At 62.5% G+C, this 18,333-nt stretch carries 15 protein-coding genes and 2 tRNA genes; 10 read left to right on the forward strand and 7 right to left on the reverse strand.

Going from position 1 to position 18,333, the window contains the following annotated elements:
- Positions 1-53 precede the first annotated feature (53 nt).
- Positions 54-129, reverse strand: a tRNA-Val gene (locus J1C56_RS00720).
- 213 nt (positions 130-342) lie between these two features.
- Between J1C56_RS00720 and J1C56_RS00725 the strand changes: the two genes are divergently transcribed.
- Positions 343-419: transfer RNA gene (locus tag J1C56_RS00725), tRNA-Asp, on the forward strand.
- Positions 420-771: 352 nt separating this feature from the next.
- Here J1C56_RS00725 and J1C56_RS00730 read toward each other — a convergent pair.
- Positions 772-2,037, reverse strand: a complete 1,266-nt coding sequence (locus tag J1C56_RS00730) for a M23 family metallopeptidase (RefSeq protein ID WP_214385115.1) — start codon at positions 2,035-2,037, stop codon at positions 772-774.
- A 393-nt stretch (positions 2,038-2,430) separates the two neighbouring features.
- A complete protein-coding gene (gene bcp, locus J1C56_RS00735) occupies positions 2,431-2,898 on the reverse strand; it encodes a thioredoxin-dependent thiol peroxidase (protein ID WP_214385116.1) in 468 nt (155 codons plus the stop codon).
- A gap of 103 nt (positions 2,899-3,001) precedes the next feature.
- Here bcp and J1C56_RS00740 point away from each other — a divergent pair, with 103 nt between their 5' ends.
- Positions 3,002-6,406, forward strand: a complete 3,405-nt coding sequence (locus J1C56_RS00740) for a DUF3971 domain-containing protein (protein ID WP_214385117.1) — start codon at positions 3,002-3,004, stop codon at positions 6,404-6,406.
- Positions 6,407-6,485: 79 nt separating this feature from the next.
- On the opposite strand, the gene tyrS is transcribed toward J1C56_RS00740, so the two are convergent.
- The gene (gene tyrS, locus J1C56_RS00745) at positions 6,486-7,739 is read right to left on the reverse strand and encodes a tyrosine--tRNA ligase (RefSeq protein WP_214385118.1); all 1,254 of its coding nucleotides are present in this window, start codon (positions 7,737-7,739) and stop codon (positions 6,486-6,488) included.
- A 226-nt stretch (positions 7,740-7,965) separates the two neighbouring features.
- On the opposite strand from tyrS, the gene J1C56_RS00750 reads away from it, so the two are divergent.
- The gene (locus J1C56_RS00750; RefSeq protein ID WP_214385119.1) at positions 7,966-9,324 is read left to right on the forward strand and encodes an esterase-like activity of phytase family protein; all 1,359 of its coding nucleotides are present in this window, start codon (positions 7,966-7,968) and stop codon (positions 9,322-9,324) included.
- A gap of 48 nt (positions 9,325-9,372) precedes the next feature.
- On the opposite strand, the gene J1C56_RS00755 is transcribed toward J1C56_RS00750, so the two are convergent.
- From J1C56_RS00755 to J1C56_RS00765, 3 genes are all read right to left on the reverse strand, one after another.
- A complete protein-coding gene (locus J1C56_RS00755; RefSeq protein WP_214385120.1) occupies positions 9,373-9,822 on the reverse strand; it encodes a GNAT family N-acetyltransferase in 450 nt (149 codons plus the stop codon).
- Positions 9,823-9,885: 63 nt separating this feature from the next.
- On the reverse strand, positions 9,886-10,536 hold the full coding sequence (locus tag J1C56_RS00760; RefSeq protein WP_214385121.1) for an FMN-binding negative transcriptional regulator: 651 nt from the start codon (positions 10,534-10,536) through the stop codon (positions 9,886-9,888).
- Positions 10,537-10,549: 13 nt separating this feature from the next.
- The gene (locus tag J1C56_RS00765) at positions 10,550-11,224 is read right to left on the reverse strand and encodes an alpha/beta hydrolase (RefSeq protein WP_184768933.1); all 675 of its coding nucleotides are present in this window, start codon (positions 11,222-11,224) and stop codon (positions 10,550-10,552) included.
- 218 nt (positions 11,225-11,442) lie between these two features.
- On the opposite strand from J1C56_RS00765, the gene J1C56_RS00770 reads away from it, so the two are divergent.
- The 7 genes from J1C56_RS00770 (at position 11,443) to J1C56_RS00800 (ending at position 18,289) form a co-directional block, all read left to right on the forward strand.
- Positions 11,443-12,606: a cysteine desulfurase family protein gene (locus J1C56_RS00770; protein WP_214385122.1), complete on the forward strand. Its 1,164-nt coding sequence runs from the start codon at positions 11,443-11,445 to the stop codon at positions 12,604-12,606.
- A 171-nt stretch (positions 12,607-12,777) separates the two neighbouring features.
- Entirely contained in the window at positions 12,778-14,307 is a 1,530-nt protein-coding gene (sufB, locus tag J1C56_RS00775) for a Fe-S cluster assembly protein SufB (protein ID WP_214385123.1), read from the forward strand.
- Complete coding sequence (locus J1C56_RS00780) at positions 14,307-14,468, forward strand: hypothetical protein (RefSeq protein ID WP_214385124.1); 162 nt, start codon at positions 14,307-14,309, stop codon at positions 14,466-14,468. The genes sufB and J1C56_RS00780 overlap by 1 nt, the downstream gene beginning before the upstream one ends.
- Before the next feature lie 83 nt (positions 14,469-14,551).
- Entirely contained in the window at positions 14,552-15,307 is a 756-nt protein-coding gene (gene sufC / locus J1C56_RS00785) for a Fe-S cluster assembly ATPase SufC (RefSeq protein WP_214385125.1), read from the forward strand.
- A 10-nt stretch (positions 15,308-15,317) separates the two neighbouring features.
- Positions 15,318-16,583 carry a Fe-S cluster assembly protein SufD gene (gene sufD / locus J1C56_RS00790; protein WP_214385126.1) on the forward strand — a complete coding sequence of 422 codons (1,266 nt, stop codon included), beginning with the start codon at positions 15,318-15,320 and terminating at the stop codon, positions 16,581-16,583.
- Positions 16,584-16,649: 66 nt separating this feature from the next.
- Positions 16,650-17,885, forward strand: coding sequence for a cysteine desulfurase (locus tag J1C56_RS00795; RefSeq protein WP_214385127.1), 1,236 nt, complete (start codon positions 16,650-16,652; stop codon positions 17,883-17,885).
- 5 nt (positions 17,886-17,890) lie between these two features.
- A complete protein-coding gene (locus J1C56_RS00800; RefSeq protein ID WP_214385128.1) occupies positions 17,891-18,289 on the forward strand; it encodes an SUF system Fe-S cluster assembly protein in 399 nt (132 codons plus the stop codon).
- The last annotated feature ends 44 nt before the right edge of the window (positions 18,290-18,333 follow it).

Below are 18,333 nucleotides of genomic sequence, written 5' to 3' on the forward strand. Positions count from 1 at the left end.
GAACCAAGAATCTGCAGCGGCTTATTGCTGGTTTGGCATGGCGCAAGGAAAAATGGTGGGCGATGACGGGCTCGAACCGCCGACATCTTCGGTGTAAACGAAGCGCTCTACCAACTGAGCTAATCGCCCCAACCGCGCGGACCAATAAGCGGTTCGCCTGTGATCTGCAAGTTCAAATACATGCCGCAAGGGTAGGCGGATGCACTCGAAAGCCGGGTTTTGTGGACTTCGAAAAATAGACGACGAAGATTGTCGATTATCTCTTCGATGTCGCTTGACACCTCCCATCGAACGCCGTAATTCACCGCCAACGACGCGGCGCCCAGCGCCAACGTCCAGAGCGCGGGTGTAGCTCAGTCGGTTAGAGTGCCGGCCTGTCACGCCGGAGGTCGCGGGTTCGAGCCCCGTCACTCGCGCCAGTTTTTCAAAGGCTTAGCCTTTGCCGACTGATCCTCTAGATTAAGTTTGCCGCAGGCGCCAAAGGCGCTGGATGGCGCCAAATCCCTCCATCCTGCCAATGTAAGTCGGGCCGCTGTTTCCAGCAGTACCAGGCGCGAATCGCGCACGCGCGCGGGGCCCGTTGATAGCGATTCCAGCAGAGCGCGGCGCACAGCCGGCAACGTACGCCCCAGCCGTTTGAGTTCGCGCACTGCTCTCGCAGAATGATTCTGGTTTCACGTAGATTCGCGGCAACGCCATGCGCCTTGGATGCGCTACAGCCTCTTGAGCCTGTGGATGACTCTTCCCGGACGCCGCTTCTCGAAGGTGTGCTCAGAGATACTGGCCGAGCTTCTTGCCGGTCTTGATGAAGCGAAGCGGGTCGAGCGCTTCGCCGTCGCGGCGCACCTCATAGTGCAGGTGCGGGCCGGTCGAGCGGCCGCTGCTGCCGACCTCGCCGACCTCGTCGCCGACCACGACCTTCTGGTCGGGGGCGACGAGGGTCTTGCTCAGATGCGCGTAGCGTGTGGTGAAGCCGCCGCCATGGTCGATCTCGACCATGCGACCATAGCCGCCGTTCCAGCCCGCCTTGGTGACGGTGCCAGCGGCGGTGGCGCGCGCCGGCGAGCCGTAAGGCGCACGAAAATCCATGCCCGAATGCAGGGCGGGCGTGCCGATCAGCGGGTCGGTGCGGACCCCGAACGTGCTCGATATCGAACGGCCGGCGGCCGGATTGGCGAGCGGCAGCTTGCGCGCCTCCTTCTTGAGCCGGTCGAGCGTGTCGAGCGCCTCGTCGAGTTCCTTGACCTTGCTGTCGAAGGCCATCGGGTTGTCGAGCGTCACCAGAGGGCCGCCAACGCCCGATTTTCCGAAATCCGCAGCAACAGGCAGGCCGGCGCCCTCAAGCGCGTCGGTGATCGCTCCCGCGGTTTGGTAGGCGTTGTCGGCAAGCGCATCGATGCGTTGGGCCTGGTCGTCCTCGATGCTGCGCAGGGACTTGTTGATGGCGACGAACAGCTTGTCGGCCCGGTCGGCCCGGCTTTCGTCGTCAGGCTCGGCCGACCTGGTCGACCAGAACGAGAAGGGGCGCACTGCTGTTGCGTCGGCCGCCGCGTAGGCGAGGGGCAGCCCTGGCGTGGCTGAAATTTCGGCACGTTCGTCCGTCTTGCCAGCAGGCACGGGTTCAGCCGTCTCCGAGGCCGCCGCCTTGTCAAGGATCGGGCCGAGCCTGCCGTTGCGCTGGCTGAGTTGCGATTGCCGCTCCAGCAGTTCGCTGACCTTGGTTTCCATCAGTTGCTGGTCGAGCAATTGCCGGCTGGTGATGCGATCCACCTGGGCGCGAAGGGCCGAGATGCGGTCTTCATAGGCATGCTGCATGCGGGCCTGGCGCGCTGTTGCGGCACCAATCAGGTCGTCGCGCAGCACCAGGTAGGACGTGGCCAGGAGATAGCCGATGGCGACAGCGGCGAGTGCCGAGCCGGCGGCCGCGGCGGCCCAGGGGCGCACGGTGAAATGCCGAATCTCGTTGCCGCGTGCAATGATGACGGTATGGGGTTCTTTGCGCCTGCCGAACACGGCGGACTGACTTGCTGCTTTCACCGGACCGAACTCTCATCACGAGACAGCGACGATCCGATTACACATTATTAGGGTTAACAAAGCTTTGCGCCGCTGCCTCGATGCCAGATCGCTGGTAGATCCAAGTTCAAGAAAAGAAACCCCGCCGTGCAAGAGCACGGCAGGGATCTCTTCGCAAGAAATGGAAAGTTATGAGGAATTTTCGTCGTGAATTAAACGGTATGTAGAAATACCGCCAAATGACATCAACGAATCGCAGTTGTCAGCGCAGGAACAGCCACAGAAGTATGATGATGGGGATCGGAATGCCGATCATCCATAGAATGATGCTGCGGAACATCTTATTTCTCCCTATAAGGTTCTCCGGTGAGAAACGTCGGGAGAGGGGAACGGTTCCGTGGCGTGCGATTTTCGCTAGAGCGCCTTCACTGCCTCCAGCACCTCGGCGGCATGGCCAGACACCTTCACCTTGCGCCAGATCCTTGCGATTCTGCCGTCGGCACCAATGAGAAAGGTCGAGCGCTCCACGCCCAGATATTTGCGGCCATACATCGATTTTTCGGTCCACACGCCATAGGCCTCGAGCGCCTTTCGCTCTTCGTCGGCGACAAGGTCGATGCCAATTTGGTGCTTGGCCTTGAATTTGTCGTGTTTCTTGGCGCTGTCGGGCGAAACGCCGATGACCAGCGCTCCAGCCTTTTCGAACTGGGGCTTGAGCTGGGTGAAGTCGATCGCCTGGGCTGTGCAGCCGGACGTATCGTCCTTGGGATAGAAATAGAGGACAACAGGTTTGCCGGCGAAGTCGGAAAGCGTCAGAATGCCCCCACCGTCGCGCGGCAGCGTGAATTGCGGGGCGGATTGGCCAGTCTCGAGTTCAGACATATCGATACCCTTGTTTGAAGTTACGGGGTGAGCCGGCAAGGATGTCAGGTTAATAATGCCGGACTTGGATTCGTCCACGACCGAAACGACTACGGGACATAGCGTGGATCAGGAAGTGCCCCGGCACGAGAAAATCCGGTTCAGGCGCGATGAGATTACCGATCTCGGCGCCATGCCGTCGGCTGCGGGCCAGGAACTGCCGCGTCCACGTATCTCCGTGCGGCGGCGTGCGGGCCATTGCGTGCTTGCTGCGGTCGCGGTCCTTGGTTCGTTGGTGCTTTTGGCGATCATCGCGATCGAAGCGCTCAGCTATTCCGGTTTCGGCCAGGACAGGCTGCGTGCCGAGGCCGAGCATGCGATCGAAGGCCTTGCCGGCGTCGATGTCGACGTCTCGATGGGACAGGCGCGGCTGACGCTCGACGGGCTCAGGCTGATCGCGGTCGAGGTGCCCGACGTCAAGCTCAAGCGCGCTGACGGCTCCCCCATGGCCGAGGCCGGCCTGATGCGATTCGGCATCCGCCTCTTGCCATTGCTCACGGGCAACGTGCGCCTCGGCAACGCCAGGATTTCGGATGCCCGGATTGTCGTCGATGCCATGCCGGAAAGGGGCGGCTCCGACTGGAGTGTTGCGCTGCGCAACCAGGACGGCCTGATCGACCCGCAGAAGCTGCTGAACGAGACATTCCGAGGCATTCACCGCGGCTTCAACGCCGTCCAGTTCGACGCGATGCGTGAGATCGCGCTGTCCAACGTCGATTTCGTCTTGCCCACGGGTGGCGAGGTCAAGGTCGTGCGCGTCGTCCATGCCTCGCTGGCCAAGACGCGCTTGGGTGAACTGCGCGTCGGTGCCAATGTCGACGTCGACGGCCGTGATGTCGAGCTTGAGGCTTCGGTCGCGCGCGCTGAAGGCGCCGAGCGTATCGCCTCGCTCAATGCCACGGTGTCTATGACCGACCCGTTCGCCGGCATGACCGATGTGCCGGCGGCCAAGGCCAGCCGCATCGGGTCCGCCGACCTCGTCATCACCGGCCGCGAAGGCAGCGGCGGTGACGGTTCCGAATTGGTCGCCAAGGGGTCGATTGCCAAATCGACGCTGGATCTTCACGAGCGCGGCCAGCTTGTTGGCGACGTCACGCTCGACCTGAGGCTCGCCGACGGCGAAAACAAGATCGATGTCCGCCAGTTGCTGGTTCAGACGGGCCGTTCGACCTTCGATTTCAATGGCGCTGTCGGACCACGCCCGGCCACCGGCGTCGCCAGCGACAATCCGGCCTACCGTTTCGAACTGATCAGCCGCGAATCGCGCCTGGCGCCGGGCGAATCGCCTGAACCGGCACTCAGCTTCCTGGCTCGTGTCGCCGGCACATATGATGTCGTCACCAAGACGCTGTCCGCCGAGCAGATCGGCCTGAAATCTGGGCCGGGCGGCGAGGCATTGGGCAAGGCTTCGGTGCAGTTCGTCGATGGCAGGGCGCCCGGCATCTTCGTCGCGTTCAACGTCCACGACATGTCGGTGGCGCATGTGAAGCAGCTGTGGCCCTGGTTCTCGGCGAAAAATGCCCGGCTCTGGGTGCTGCAGAACCTGTATGGCGGCCGTGTGGTGGATGGCAATGTCCAGTTCGACGTCAAGCCCGACCGGCTCGGCAACGGCGTGCCGCTCAATGCGCAGGAAGTGTTCGGCCGTTTCGAAATCGATGGCTCGCGCTTCGACACGGCAGGCCGCATTCCGCCCATTCGCGACGCCAAGGGCATTGTCGAGTTCCACGGCAACGACGTCGATGTGTCGCTGTCGCAAGGCACGGTTTTCATGCCGAGCGGCCGCACGGTTGCCGCCAGCAACGGCAAGCTGAAGGTGGCGAAGGCCAATGTCATGCCGGTCATCGGTTCGCTCGACATCGACGTTGCCGGCACCGCCGATGCCGTGGCGGAGCTGGCTTCCTACGAGCCGATCAATGCCATGCGTCACGTCGGCATCCTGCCCGAGGAACTGACCGGCGACGTCACCGGCAACGTCAAGGCCGACATCCCGCTGACCAGCGGCATCGACACCGACAAGCTCGATTGGAAGGTGGCGCTCGATTATGAAGGCCTGGCGGTCGCCAAGCCGCTCGATGGCCAGAAATTGACGGAGGCGGACGGCAACATCACCGTCACGCCAGACAAGGCGGTGATTGCGGCCAAGGGCAAGCTCAACGGGGTGCCTGCCGAACTGGACCTCGTCGAGCCGCTGGGCAAGGACGGCGTCGAAAAGCAACGCAACGTCCAGCTGGTGCTCGATGACAAGACGCGCAATGCGATGGTGCCCGGCCTGTCCGATCTGCTGTCGGGCACCATCAAGGTCGATGTCGAGCAACTCGAGGAAGGCAAGCGCAACATCGTCGCCGACTTGACGGCGGCCCGTCTTGATCTCCCATGGGTCGGCTGGAGCAAGGGCCCAGGCATCCCCGCCAAGGCTTCGTTTGTCATGAACAGCGACGGTTCGCGCGCGACATTGTCGGATTTCGACCTGAGCGGCAAAAGCTTCAGCATCAAGGGCGGTATTTCGTTCGTTGATGCAAGCCTGTCTTCGGCCAGTTTCGACGAGGTGAAGCTGAACCGCGACGATGACGTGTCGGTCAAGATCAAGCGTTCGGGCAAAGGCTTTGCGGTCAAGGTCAACGGCAATGCGCTCGACGCGCGCGCGCTGATCAAGCAGTTCATGGCCGACACCGACAAGGCCAGCAAGTCGACCGGTGGATCCTCGGTCTCGGTCAGTGCCAATATCGGGGCGCTGATCGGTTTCAGCGGCGAAAAACTGTCGAACGTCACGCTCGAATATTCAGGCGCCGGATCGAAGGTAGGCAGCCTGAAGGTCAACGCGACGGCGAGTTCGAGTGGACTGATAACCGTCAGCAATGTGCTGCAAGGCGGCGGCAGGCGCCTTGATGTACGCTCGGCCGATGCCGGTGCCATCCTGCGCTTCCTCGACGTCTATGCCCGCATGCAGGGCGGCAGCCTGGCGCTTGCCCTGGAATCGACAGGCGACGGGCCGCTCAAGGGCCAGGTCGACGTGCGCGATTTCGTGGTGGTCAACGAGCCGAGGCTTGCGTCGATCGTCTCCAGCAAACCGGCGGGCGACGACCGCAGCCTCAACCAGGCGGTGCGCAAGGACATTGACGTGTCCAAGGTGAAATTCGAGCGCGGCTTCGCCCAGATCGACAAGCGCGAGAAATACCTGGCGCTGGAAAACGGGGTTTTGCGCGGGCCACTGATCGGCACGACCTTCCAGGGCGTGCTCTACGACCAGCAGGGCCAGATGAACATGACCGGCACTTTCATGCCGGCCTATGGCCTCAACCGCATCTTCGGCGAACTGCCGCTGGTTGGCGTCATCCTGGGCAACGGCCGCGACCGTGGCCTGATCGGAGTCACCTACAAGCTGTCGGGCGACGCCAATACGCCCAAGCTGCACGTCAACCCGCTGTCGGTCATCGCGCCGGGCATCTTCCGGGCGATCTTCGAATATTGAGCTCAAGCCAACGCTCGTCTCCAGACATGAAAATGGCCGGCAAGGCCGGCCATTTTGCTATCACGCGAGGCGCGGCTAATCAGGCCGGGCGCACCAGAATGTGCTTTTTCTTGCCGAGCGAAAGCTTGACCACGCCTTCGGGCGTGAGGTCCGCCGTGGTCACTGCCCGGCGTTCGTCATTGACTGGTTGATCGTTGACGCGCACCGCGCCGCCCTGGACGTGGCGGCGTGCCTCGCCATTGGATGCTGCAAGCCCGGCGCGAACGACCAGCGAGAGCAGGCCGATGCCGGCTTTCAGCTCGTCGCCTGGTACCTCGACCGTCGGCAGCGTGTCGGCAAGCGCGCCTTCCTCGAAGGTCTTGCGCGCGGTCTCCGCCGACTGCTCGGCTGCGGCGCGGCCATGCAGCATGGCCGTCACCTCGGTCGCCAGCACTTTCTTGGCGTCGTTGATCTCCGAGCCGCCGAGGGCTGCCAGGCGCGCGATCTCGTCGAGCGGCATTGCCGTGTAGAGCTTGAGGAAGCGCTCGACGTCGGCGTCCTCGGTGTTGCGCCAGTACTGCCAGAAATCATAGGGCGACAGCATGTCGGCGTTGAGCCAGACGGCACCGTTCATCGACTTACCCATCTTGGCGCCGGACGAGGTAGTCAGCAGCGGCGAGGTCAAGGCGTAGAGCTGCGGCGTGCCGAGGCGATGGCCAAGGTCGATGCCATTGATGATGTTGCCCCACTGGTCGGAGCCGCCCATCTGCAGGCGCAGGCCGTAGCGCTTGTTGAGCTCGACGAAGTCGTAGGCCTGCAGGATCATGTAGTTGAATTCAAGGAACGACAGCGACTGCTCGCGGTCGAGGCGCTGCTTGACGGAATCGAAGCTCAGCATCCGGTTGACCGAGAAATGCTGGCCGACATCGCGCAGGAATTCGAGATAGTTGAGCGGCAAGAGCCACTCGGCGTTGTTGACCATCATCGCATCGCGAGGACCGTCGCCGAAGGTCAGGTAGTTCGAAAACACCTGCTTGATACCGTCGATGTTCGACTGGATCATCTCAGGCGTCATCAGCTTGCGCGCCTCGTCCTTGAAGGACGGGTCGCCGACCATGCCGGTGCCGCCGCCCATCAGCGGGACGGGGCGATGCCCTGTCTGCTGCATCCAGTACAGCATCATGATCTGGATCAGGCCGCCGGCATGCAGGCTCGATGCCGTCGGGTCGAAGCCGATATAGCCCGACACGGTTTCCTTGCAGAAGAGATCATCGAGGCCGGCGTCATCGGAGGTCTGGTGGATGAAGCCGCGCTCGGAAAGGGTGCGCAGGAAATCGGACTTGAAGACGGACATTGTTTCTCTCTCGGCGGACGATTGGTACGGCAGATCGTGCATGTGATCGGCGACGCGAGCGCTTTAGCATCTGAAGTGCTGGAATCACAAGGTTGGCGGGGCCTGATGCCTTCCTTGAGGGCAACAAGACGATCGGGGACTTCATCAAACTTTCACCGAGGCGTCACCCGCCCGACATGGCGTGGACCTAGCTGGAGGGCGTTCCTTCAACCAATCGGGGTCCACCATGCGACGCTCTCTTTATCTGGCTGCGGCCGTTCTCGCGCTCACCACCGCTTCCGCCTTCGCGGGCGAGACGGAGTTCAAGGCAACGCTCGCCGGTCACGCGATCCTGCCGGCAAACACCATCATCGCAGCACCTGAAAATGCGCCCGAGCACCTGCGCACATCGGGCAAGTTCACGACCGCCGACCGCAAGCGCTCCGAAGGCCTCGGCACCGTCCCGGGCAAGGACGGCGTCCGCCTGACCGGGCTCTCGCTGCCCTTCGACGGCCAGCCCGTGCAGGGCTTCTCGGGCATCAAGGCCGTCGGCGACGGCACGTTCTGGTCGCTATCGGACAATGGTTTCGGCAACAAGCTGAACTCCACCGATGCCGCGCTGATGCTGCACCACGTCTCGTTCGACTGGGACAAGGGCACGATGAACCGTATCAAGACCCTGTTCCTGACCGATCCTGACCGCAAGGCGCCGTTCCCGATCGTGCTCGAAGGCTCCGACACCCGCTTTCTCACCGGCGGTGACTTCGACGTCGAGTCGATCCAGCCGGTTGCCGACGGCTTCTGGGTCGGCGAGGAGTTCGGGCCCTTCCTGCTCAAGTTCGACCTCGACGGCAAGCTGACCGATGTCGTCGGCACCGTCGTCGATGGCAAGCCGGTCAAGTCGCCCGACCATCCGACGCTGACGCTCCAGGCCAACCCGTCGCTGCCGATGCCGACGTTCAACCTCAAGCGCTCCGGCGGCTATGAGGGCCTCGCCCAGTCGAAGGACGGCTCCAAGCTCTACGGCCTGCTCGAAGGTGCGCTGTTCAAGGAAGACGGCACGATGGAGCAGGCGGAAGGCAACCGTGCGCTGCGTGTCATCGAGTTCGATGCCGCCAAGAAGGAATGGACCGGCCGCAGCTGGCTCTATCCGCTGTCCGCCGGCGGCGATGCCATCGGCGACTTCAACATGATCGATGCCACCACGGCCCTCGTCATCGAGCGCGACCAGGGTGCCGGCGTTGCCGCCAAGGCATGCGCTGATGCCAAGAACCCCAAGCCGGACTGCTTCGCCAACCCGGCTCTGTTCAAGCGCATCTACAAGATCGAGATGTCCGACGCCAATGTCGGCGGCGCTGTCCGAAAGATCGGCTATATCGACCTGATGAACATCGCCGATCCCGACAACAAGAAGCGGCAGGGCGGCGGCGAGGGTTTTTACGACATGCCCTTCAACACCATCGAGAACGTCGATCTGGTCGACGACACACACATCGTCGTCGGCGACGACAACAACCTGCCGTTCTCGGCTGGCCGCTCGCTGGATAAGGCTGACGACAACGAGTTCGTCCTGCTCGAGGTCGGCGAGTTCCTGAAGGCCAAGTAAGGTTCGGCTGTACCAACATCCGGGCTGCGCTTGCGGCCCGGATTCATTTTATGAAATCTTGGCGCCAAGTAGCTTGCGATAAAACAAGAATCCGTCGTCCGGTGCTTCGATCTGGCGGATGAAGCCGCAGCGCTCGACACAGGCGATCGAGGCGAAATTGTTGTCCTCGATGTAGCCGCCGATATGCGTATAGCTGTGGTCGATATGTTCAACGAAGGCTGCCAGTATGCGCTTGCCGAAACCCTGGCCGCGCCGTGCCGGGTCGACGGCGATCAGGAGGTTGATGCCTCCCTCGGCCTCTTCGTCATATTGCAGGACGCCAAGCGGTGCTTCACTGGGTGTCCGTACTGCCACCACAGCATGGGCGATGCTGGACGGGGCCATGACGTAGTCGAACCAATCAGCATCGGGAAAGCTGACGCGCCGCGCCACCTCCTCGTCGTCGAACCATGCTGCATAGGTGGCAAGATCGTCGCGGCGGAATGGCCGAAAGCTCACTTGGTCCACTGCGTTCGATATCATGACACGTAGGCGCATACGAGGCGCAGGAACAGCGGAGGGCTATTCGCCCGCGAGCCCGCCATACTGGCGGACCAGTTGCGCCATGTCGTCGCCGGGCTGCTGCTCGGCCTCGATGCCTTCGGCCACGCCGACGCGGTCGCCGACAGGCCGGTTCTGGCTGACCTTCCACTTGCCGTCGATGCTGGCGATGTCGATCTCGAGCCCGATGATGCCCTTGATCTGGGCCGCGATGTAGGTGTCAGGCGCGTCGGTCACCTGCCAGGGTTCTGTCCGTCCGGTTTCCTGGCTGGCGGTTAGCTCCGCGATCTGCCCGGCAAGCCAGTCCTTGTCGTCGATCACCCGTGCCTTGCCGCGCACCTGCACCGTCGCATAGTTCCAGGTCGGAACCACCTTGCCGGTTTCGCGCTTGGTTTCGTACCAGGACGGCGTGACGTAGCTGTCGGCGCCCTGGAACACCACCAGCACAGGCATGTCGGGCGTCTCGGCCAGCAACCGCCATTGCGGGTTGGCGCGCGCCAGATGCGCGCGCAGCCTGCCGTTCGGCCCGACGTCGGCGTCGAGCAGGAATGGCAGCGGGTTGGCCACCGGGCCCTCCGATCCATTGCAGATCAGAAGGCCGAGCCGATGGTTGCGGATCAGCGCATGCAGAACCTCGGGCCGCGTCTCGCGAAACAGCGGAGGCTGATACATGCGCGTGTCTCCTCTAGCGCAGGCGCTTCGGACGCGGGTCCGAAAGTTCGCCGGCGAGACGGCGGTCGAGATAATCGGCGCATTCTTCGATCACCAGCTCCGGATCGTTGCCGAAGAAGTGGTTGGCGCCGGCAAGCGTCTTCTGGGTGATGGTGATGCCCTTTTGCGTGTGCAGCTTGTCGACCAGCCCCTGCACGTCCTTGGGCGGCGCCACCTTGTCGGCATCGCCATGGATGATCAGGCCCGACGACGGGCAGGGCGCCAGGAACGAGAAGTCGTAGGTGTTGGGCTGCGGCGCCACCGAGATGAAGCCTTCGATCTCCGGCCGGCGCATCAGAAGCTGCATGCCGATCCACGAGCCGAAAGAGTAACCAGCGACCCAGCAGCTCTTGGAATCGGGATGCAGCGACTGCACCCAGTCGAGTGCTGCGGCCGCATCCGATAACTCGCCGGTGCCGTGGTCGAATTCGCCTTGGCTGCGGCCGATGCCGCGGAAATTGAAGCGCAGCGTCGTGAAGTCGCGCTTCTGGAACATGTAGAAGAGGTCGTACACGATCTTGTTGTTCATCGTGCCGCCAAACTGCGGGTGGGGGTGCAGTATGATGGCGATCGGCGCGTTCTTTTCCTTGGACGGCTGATAACGACCTTCCAGGCGACCCGCCGGACCGGTGAAAATGACCTCTGGCATAAACTACTCCACTTGACGCAAAGCCGATGAAACAATCCTGTGTCCAGCCTTGACGCGAGGGACGCGCCTTCTTAGAAGCTAGTTTAGAACTGTTCAAAACTGGGTGGCGAGACCGCCCGTTTGGCAAAGCGGGTAGATAGGACGGCTCGCCTTGGAATTTCAAGGAAATTGCGCGTCCTGACACCCAAACGTGATTTGACAGGGCAGATTGAACGGAAATGGCCGGATCGCGTGCCTATCTCGACTACAATGCCAGTGCGCCGCTACTGCCGGTAGCGCATGCGGCTGTGGTTGCGGCGCTCGATGTGGCAGCCAACCCGTCGTCGGTCCACAGCGAGGGCAGGGCAGCCCGCAAGATCATCGAGGATGCCAGGCGCGATGTTGCCGCCCTCGTCGGCGCCAAGGCCGAGCATGTGGTCTTCACCTCGGGCGCGACCGAAGCCGCTACCACGCTGCTTTCGCCTGACTGGCGCATGGGCCGCGGCGCTGTGCGCATGTCGCGCCTCTATGTCACTGAAGCGGACCATCCCTGCATTCTGAACGGCGGCCGTTTCCCGGCTGAACGCATCACGCGGCTTGGCGTCGACAGCAACGGCATTGTCGACCTTGCTGCTCTGGAAACAGCGCTTGCGGCCCACGACAAGTCGGAAGGCCTGCCGCTGGTCGCGATCCACGCCGCCAACAACGAGACCGGGGTCATCCAGCCCGTCCGCGATATCGTCAGCCTGGTGAAGGCCGCGGGCGGCGTGCTCGTGCTCGACGCAGTCCAGGCTGCAGGGCGCATTCCTCTCGATATGTCAGAGGCTTATGCCGATTATCTGATTCTCTCCTCGCACAAGATCGGCGGACCCAAGGGCGCGGGAGCGATCGTCGCCACCGCTGACCTGATGATGCCGGCGCCGCTGGTCACCGGCGGGGGCCAGGAAAAGGGCCATCGCGGCGGCACCGAGAACCTGCCGGCTATTGCAGGATTTGGCGCTGCGGCGCGCGACGCTTTGGCCGGATTGGCCGGGGTCGACGCGGTTCGCGCCATGCGCGACCGCATCGAAAATACGGTGATCCGGCTTGTTCCCGATGCTGAAATCTTCGGAAAGGCAGCCGAACGGCTTGCCAATACGACATTCTTCGCTATTCCGGGCGTCAAGGCCGAGACGGCACAGATCGCCTTCGATCTCGCAGGCGTCGCGCTCTCGGCCGGTTCCGCGTGTTCGTCGGGCAAGGTCGGCCCCAGCCATGTGCTGAAGGCGATGGGCTTTGCCGACAATCTCGGTGCGCTGCGCGTTTCGATCGGCCGGAACACGGCCGAGGCGGACGTGGAAAAATTCGAGACTGCCCTCGCTGCGCTTCTTTTGCGCCGCGCGGATCGTACGAAAGCCCCCTGATCGGCGGGAAATTTGGCCCAAGGGCCAGTGAACGGGTGTGTCAGGGACGCCGAAGGCGTTCTTCCGGGTGAATTTCCGGCAAAAGCACACTATATGGAACTTACGCCGCTGCAGCGGTGCCATAGTTTGAAAACTGTCGGGCCTTGACCCCGGCGTGGATGGAGAACGCTTATGCCTGCTGTGCAGGAAACGATCGAGCAGGTCCGCAAGATCGACGTCGACCAATACAAATACGGCTTCGAATCCTTCATCGAGATGGACAAGGCTCCCAAGGGCCTCAGCGAAGACATTGTCCGCTTCATCTCGGCCAAGAAGGGCGAACCCGAATGGATGCTCGAATGGCGCCTCGGCGCCTATCGTCGCTGGCTGACGCTTGAGGAGCCGAACTGGGCGCGCGTCAACTATCCCAAGATCGACTTCCAGGACATCTACTTCTACGCCGCGCCCAAGAGCACGCCCGGACCGACTTCGCTCGACGAAGTCGATCCCGAGATCCTGAAGGTCTACGAAAAGCTGGGCATTCCGCTTCGCGAGCAGGAAATCCTCGCCGGCGTCCAGAAGGAAGCGGCTCCGGTCGACGGCCTGTCTGATGAAGAGCTTGGCGACAACGTCTACAAGTCGGGCCGCGTCGCTGTCGACGCCGTGTTCGATTCGGTTTCGGTCGTTACCACCTTCAAGGACGAGCTGGCCAAGGCCGGCGTCATCTTCTGCTCGATCTCGGAAGCCATCCGCGAGCATCCCGAGCTGGTGAAGAAATATCTCGGCACAGTGGTGCCGACGACCGACAACTATTACGCCACGCTGAATTCGGCCGTCTTTACCGATGGCTCCTTCGTGTTCGTGCCCAAGGGCGTTCGCTGCCCGATGGAGCTGTCGACCTATTTCCGCATCAACGAGAAGAACACCGGCCAGTTCGAGCGCACGCTGATCATCTGCGAGGAAGGGGCCTATGTCTCTTATCTCGAAGGCTGCACTGCACCCCAGCGCGACGAAAACCAGCTTCACGCCGCCGTGGTCGAGCTGGTCGCGCTCGATGACGCCGAGATCAAGTATTCGACCGTCCAGAACTGGTACCCGGGCGATGCCCAGGGCAAGGGCGGCATCTACAACTTCGTCACCAAGCGTGGCGACTGCCGTGGCGACCGCTCGAAGATTTCGTGGACCCAGGTCGAAACCGGCTCGGCCATCACCTGGAAATATCCGAGCTGCATCCTGCGCGGCGACGATTCCAGGGGCGAGTTCTATTCGATCGCGGTGTCGAACGGCTACCAGCAGGTCGACTCCGGCACCAAGATGATCCATCTCGGCAAGAACACGTCGAGCCGCATCATCTCCAAGGGCATCGCCGCCGGTTTCTCGCAGAACACTTATCGCGGCCAGGTTTCGGCCCACCGCAAGGCCACCAACGCACGCAACTTCACCCAGTGCGACTCGTTGCTGATCGGCAACCAGTGCGGCGCGCATACCGTGCCGTATATCGAAGCCAAGAACGCCACCGCCCAGTTCGAGCACGAGGCGACGACCTCCAAGATCTCCGACGACCAGAAGTTCTACGTCATGCAGCGCGGCATTCCCGAGGAAGAAGCGATTGCGCTGATCGTCAACGGCTTCGTCAAGGAAGTGATCCAGGAACTGCCGATGGAGTTCGCCGTCGAGGCGCAAAAGCTCATCGGCATCAGCCTTGAAGGAAGCGTCGGCTGATGGACCCGGTGTCGATGGTCTTTTACGCGGTCGTTTGCGGCGGGCTCGCCGCGACGGCGCCGTCATTCCAGTCGCGCCCGGCGCGGCTGGTTGTCGGGACCATCACTGGCATCGTTGCTGCAGCCCTTTTGCCGTTGCTGCGTCGCACATTCGGGATTTGAGAGCCCGACGTCGCGCCGGCAACGTCTGTGACAGGAATTGCGCCGCCCGCCTCGGCGCCAGAAGTGAAGAAAGCTGAAGAAAAATGCTTGAGATCAAGAACCTGCATGCCCGTATCGCCGAGAGCGGCACCGAAATCATTCGCGGCCTGAACCTGACCGTGAAGGCGGGCGAAGTCGCCGCCATCATGGGCCCCAACGGCTCCGGCAAGTCGACGCTGTCCTACATCCTGGCCGGTCGCGACGACTACGAAGTGACCGAGGGCGACATTCTCTACAATGGCGAGTCGATCCTGGAGATGGATCCGGCCGAACGCGCTGCCAAGGGCCTGTTCCTGGCGTTCCAGTATCCGATGGAGATACCTGGCGTCGCCACCATGGAGTTCCTCAAGGTCGCGATGAACTCGCAGCGCAAGGCGCGCGGCGAGGAACCGCTCAAGATTCCTGATTTCATCAAGCGCGTGAAGGATGCCGCCAGCACGCTTGAGATGGATTTCAACATGCTCAAGCGTCCGGTCAATGTCGGCTTCTCCGGCGGCGAAAAGAAGCGCGCCGAGATCCTGCAGATGAAGCTTCTCGAGCCGAAGCTGTGCGTGTTGGACGAGACCGATTCCGGCCTCGACATCGACGCGCTCAAGATCGTTTCGGATGGCGTCAATGCGCTGCGTTCGCCCGACCGCGCCATCATCGTCATCACCCACTACCAGCGCCTGCTCGACCACATCGTGCCGGATACGGTGCACGTGCTCTATAAGGGCCAGGTCATCAAGTCGGGCGACAAGTCGCTGGCGCTCGAACTCGAAGAGAACGGCTACGCCGGGATCATCGAAGAGGCTGCGTGAGGTGTCGACGATGAACATGCGTGCTGAAATACAGCGTACCCCGGCGGAGGCGGCGATCGTCGATGCCTTCGGCGAGCGGCTTTCGCTCCTGCCCGGCGACGGCGCGGTCATGGTCAAGCGCGACAATGCGATTGAGCAGATCAAGGCCGGCCTGCCGACCCGCCGCGTCGAATCCTGGCACTACACCGACCTGCGTCGTCTTCTGGCCTCGGTGCCGGCCTTCGACGCCAGCGCGGAAGCCAAGCCGATTGCGGCCCTGCTCGAAGGTTCGACCCTGCTTTCGATCGTCAACGGCGTGTCGGCGGCTACGCCTTCCGTCGATGGTGTCACGTTCCAGCGGCTCGGCGACAAGCTCGTCGACGGCAGCTACGCACCGGCACTGGTGACCTATGGCATCGACGATGCCGTCGGCGCGCTCAACACCGCCTTCGTTGCCGACGGCTATTTCGTCGACATCGAAGACGGCGCCCAGGTCGAAAAGCCGATCGAGCTGCAGAACATCCAGGCCGGCGGCCAGGTCCACGTCCGCCTGCCGGTTCGTGTCGGCGCAGGCGCCAAGGCAACCATCGTCGAACGCCAGACGGGCGAGGGTGCAGGCCTTGTCAGCTCCGTCAGCCAGCTGCTGCTTGGCGATGATGCCGAGGTGCTGTGGCTGATCGTCCAGGACCAGCCGGAGACCGCGACCCATCTCGCCCAGTTCAAGGCCGAACTCGGCAAGAACGCCAAGCTCACGCTGTTCGTGATGAATGCCGGCGGCAAGCTCGTTCGCCAGGAAATCATCGTCAAGGCTTCGGGCGAAGGCGCTGATTTCAAGTTGCGCGGCGTCAACCTGCTTGCCGGCGACAGCCATGTCGACGTCACCATGGTGCTCGACCATACCGTGCCGCACACCTCGTCGACGGAAGTGGTGCGCAACGTCGTCACCGGCCGCGCCAAGGGTGTGTTCCAGGGCCGCATCAACGTCCATCAGGTGGCGCAGAAGACCGACGCCCGCATGGCCTGCAACACGCTGCTTCTGTCCGACGACGGCGAGTTCTCGACCAAGCCCGAGCTCGAAATCTTCGCCGACGACGTGGCTTGCGGCCACGGCGCGACGGTCACCGAGATCGACCGCAATCATCTGTTCTATCTGATGGCGCGCGGTGTCGACGAAAAGACCGCACGTGGTCTGCTGGTCCGGGCGTTCCTGGCCGAAGTTATCGAAGAACTCGATGACGAAACGGTCGTTGAACCGCTGGAAGAGCTGCTGACCAGCTGGTTTGCGACGCACGCCTGACCAGATCCTTTTCCCCGTTCGCGGGGAAAAGCGCCGGCGGGCGAATGAAGGTATGGGAATTTGTTGATGGATCAAAAGGTCGAAACCTATGACGTCGAGGCGATCCGCCGCGACTTCCCGATCCTGTCGCGCGAGGTCTACGGCAAGCCGCTCGTCTATCTCGACAATGGCGCCTCGGCCCAGAAGCCGCAGGTGGTCATCGACACCATCGCCAACGCCTATGCCAACGAATACGCCAATGTTCACCGCGGCCTGCATTTCCTGTCCAATGCCGCGACCGATGCCTATGAAAAGGCCCGCGAAAGCGTGCGCCGCTTCCTCAATGCTCCTGATGTCAACCAGATCGTCTTCACCTCCAACGCCACTTCGGCGATCAACACCGTCGCTTATGGCTACGGCATGCCCAACATCGGCGAGGGCGACGAGATCGTGCTGTCGATCATGGAGCACCATTCCAACATCGTGCCGTGGCATTTCATCCGGGAACGCCAGGGCGCCAAGCTTGTCTGGGTGCCGGTCGACGATCTTGGCACCTTCCACGTCGAGGAATTCGAGAGTCGCCTGACCGACCGCACCAAGCTGGTCGCGATCACCCACATGTCGAACGCGCTCGGCACTGTCACGCCGATCAAGGAGATCTGCCGCATCGCCCATGAGCGCGGTATCCCCGTTCTTGTCGACGGCAGCCAGAGCGCTGTCCACATGCCCATCGACGTGCAGGACCTCGACTGCGACTTCTTCGTCATGACCGGCCATAAGCTCTACGGTCCTTCTGGTATCGGCGTGCTTTACGGCAAGCGCGAGCTGCTCGAGCGCATGCGCCCCTTCCAGGGGGGTGGCGAGATGATCGTTGAGGTCACCGAAGACATCGTCACCTACAACGAGCCGCCGCATCGTTTCGAAGCAGGCACGCCGCCGATCGTCCAGGCGATCGGCCTGGGCGCGGCACTCGACTACATGGACAGCATCGGCCGCGAGCGCATCGCCGCCCACGAGGCGATGCTGCGCGACTATGCCCACGAGCGGCTGCGCTCCATCAATTCGCTGCGCATCTTCGGCGATGCGCCCGGCAAGGGCGCCATCGTCTCCTTCGAGCTGCAGGGCATCCACGCCCACGACGTGTCGATGGTCATCGACCGCCAGGGCGTCGCCGTTCGCGCCGGCACCCATTGCGCCCAGCCGCTGTTGAAACGCTTCGGCGTAACCTCCACATGCAGGGCGTCGTTCGGTATGTACAACACCAAGGCCGAGATTGACGTTTTGGCCGAAGCGCTTGAAAAAGCGCGTAAATTCTTCGGGTGAGCACCATGGAAGACGCTATCGCTGCCACAGTTGACGACACCGCGCCGGAAACGGCGGGCAAGGGTATCGTTTCGGCCTCGGCCATTCCAGCCGACGACCTCGCGCGGCTGACCGACGACATCGTCTCGGCGCTGAAGACGGTCTACGACCCGGAAATTCCCGCCGACATCTACGAACTCGGCCTGATCTACAAGATCGACATCGAAGACGACCGCACCGTCAAGATCGACATGACGCTGACCGCACCCGGCTGCCCGGTTGCCGGCGAAATGCCCGGCTGGGTGCAGAACGCCGTCGGCGCCGTCGAAGGCGTGTCGGGCGTCGAGGTCACCATGACCTTCGACCCGCCATGGACCCCCGATCGCATGTCGGAAGAGGCACAGGTCGCTGTCGGCTGGTATTGAGCCATTGATGGTGGTGCTTGCAAGGACATGCAATCTTCACCATC

Source organism: Aminobacter anthyllidis (assembly GCF_018555685.1).
GTDB classification, from domain to species: domain Bacteria; phylum Pseudomonadota; class Alphaproteobacteria; order Rhizobiales; family Rhizobiaceae; genus Aminobacter; species Aminobacter anthyllidis.

Excerpts from the sequence above, each read along its gene's own strand:
- J1C56_RS00800 (WP_214385128.1), top strand. The coding sequence starts at position 17,891 with ATGGAAGACGCTATCGCTGCCACAGTTGACGACACCGCGCCGGAAACG.
- J1C56_RS00795 (WP_214385127.1), top strand. The coding sequence starts at position 16,650 with ATGGATCAAAAGGTCGAAACCTATGACGTCGAGGCGATCCGCCGCGAC.
- J1C56_RS00770 (WP_214385122.1), top strand. The coding sequence starts at position 11,443 with ATGGCCGGATCGCGTGCCTATCTCGACTACAATGCCAGTGCGCCGCTA.
- J1C56_RS00765 (WP_184768933.1), bottom strand. The coding sequence starts at position 11,224 with ATGCCAGAGGTCATTTTCACCGGTCCGGCGGGTCGCCTGGAAGGTCGT.
- J1C56_RS00750 (WP_214385119.1), top strand. The coding sequence starts at position 7,966 with ATGCGACGCTCTCTTTATCTGGCTGCGGCCGTTCTCGCGCTCACCACC.
- sufC (WP_214385125.1), top strand. The coding sequence starts at position 14,552 with ATGCTTGAGATCAAGAACCTGCATGCCCGTATCGCCGAGAGCGGCACC.
- sufB (WP_214385123.1), top strand. The coding sequence starts at position 12,778 with ATGCCTGCTGTGCAGGAAACGATCGAGCAGGTCCGCAAGATCGACGTC.
- J1C56_RS00760 (WP_214385121.1), bottom strand. The coding sequence starts at position 10,536 with ATGTATCAGCCTCCGCTGTTTCGCGAGACGCGGCCCGAGGTTCTGCAT.
- sufD (WP_214385126.1), top strand. The coding sequence starts at position 15,318 with ATGAACATGCGTGCTGAAATACAGCGTACCCCGGCGGAGGCGGCGATC.
- tyrS (WP_214385118.1), bottom strand. The coding sequence starts at position 7,739 with ATGTCCGTCTTCAAGTCCGATTTCCTGCGCACCCTTTCCGAGCGCGGC.
- bcp (WP_214385116.1), bottom strand. The coding sequence starts at position 2,898 with ATGTCTGAACTCGAGACTGGCCAATCCGCCCCGCAATTCACGCTGCCG.
- J1C56_RS00780 (WP_214385124.1), top strand. The coding sequence starts at position 14,307 with ATGGACCCGGTGTCGATGGTCTTTTACGCGGTCGTTTGCGGCGGGCTC.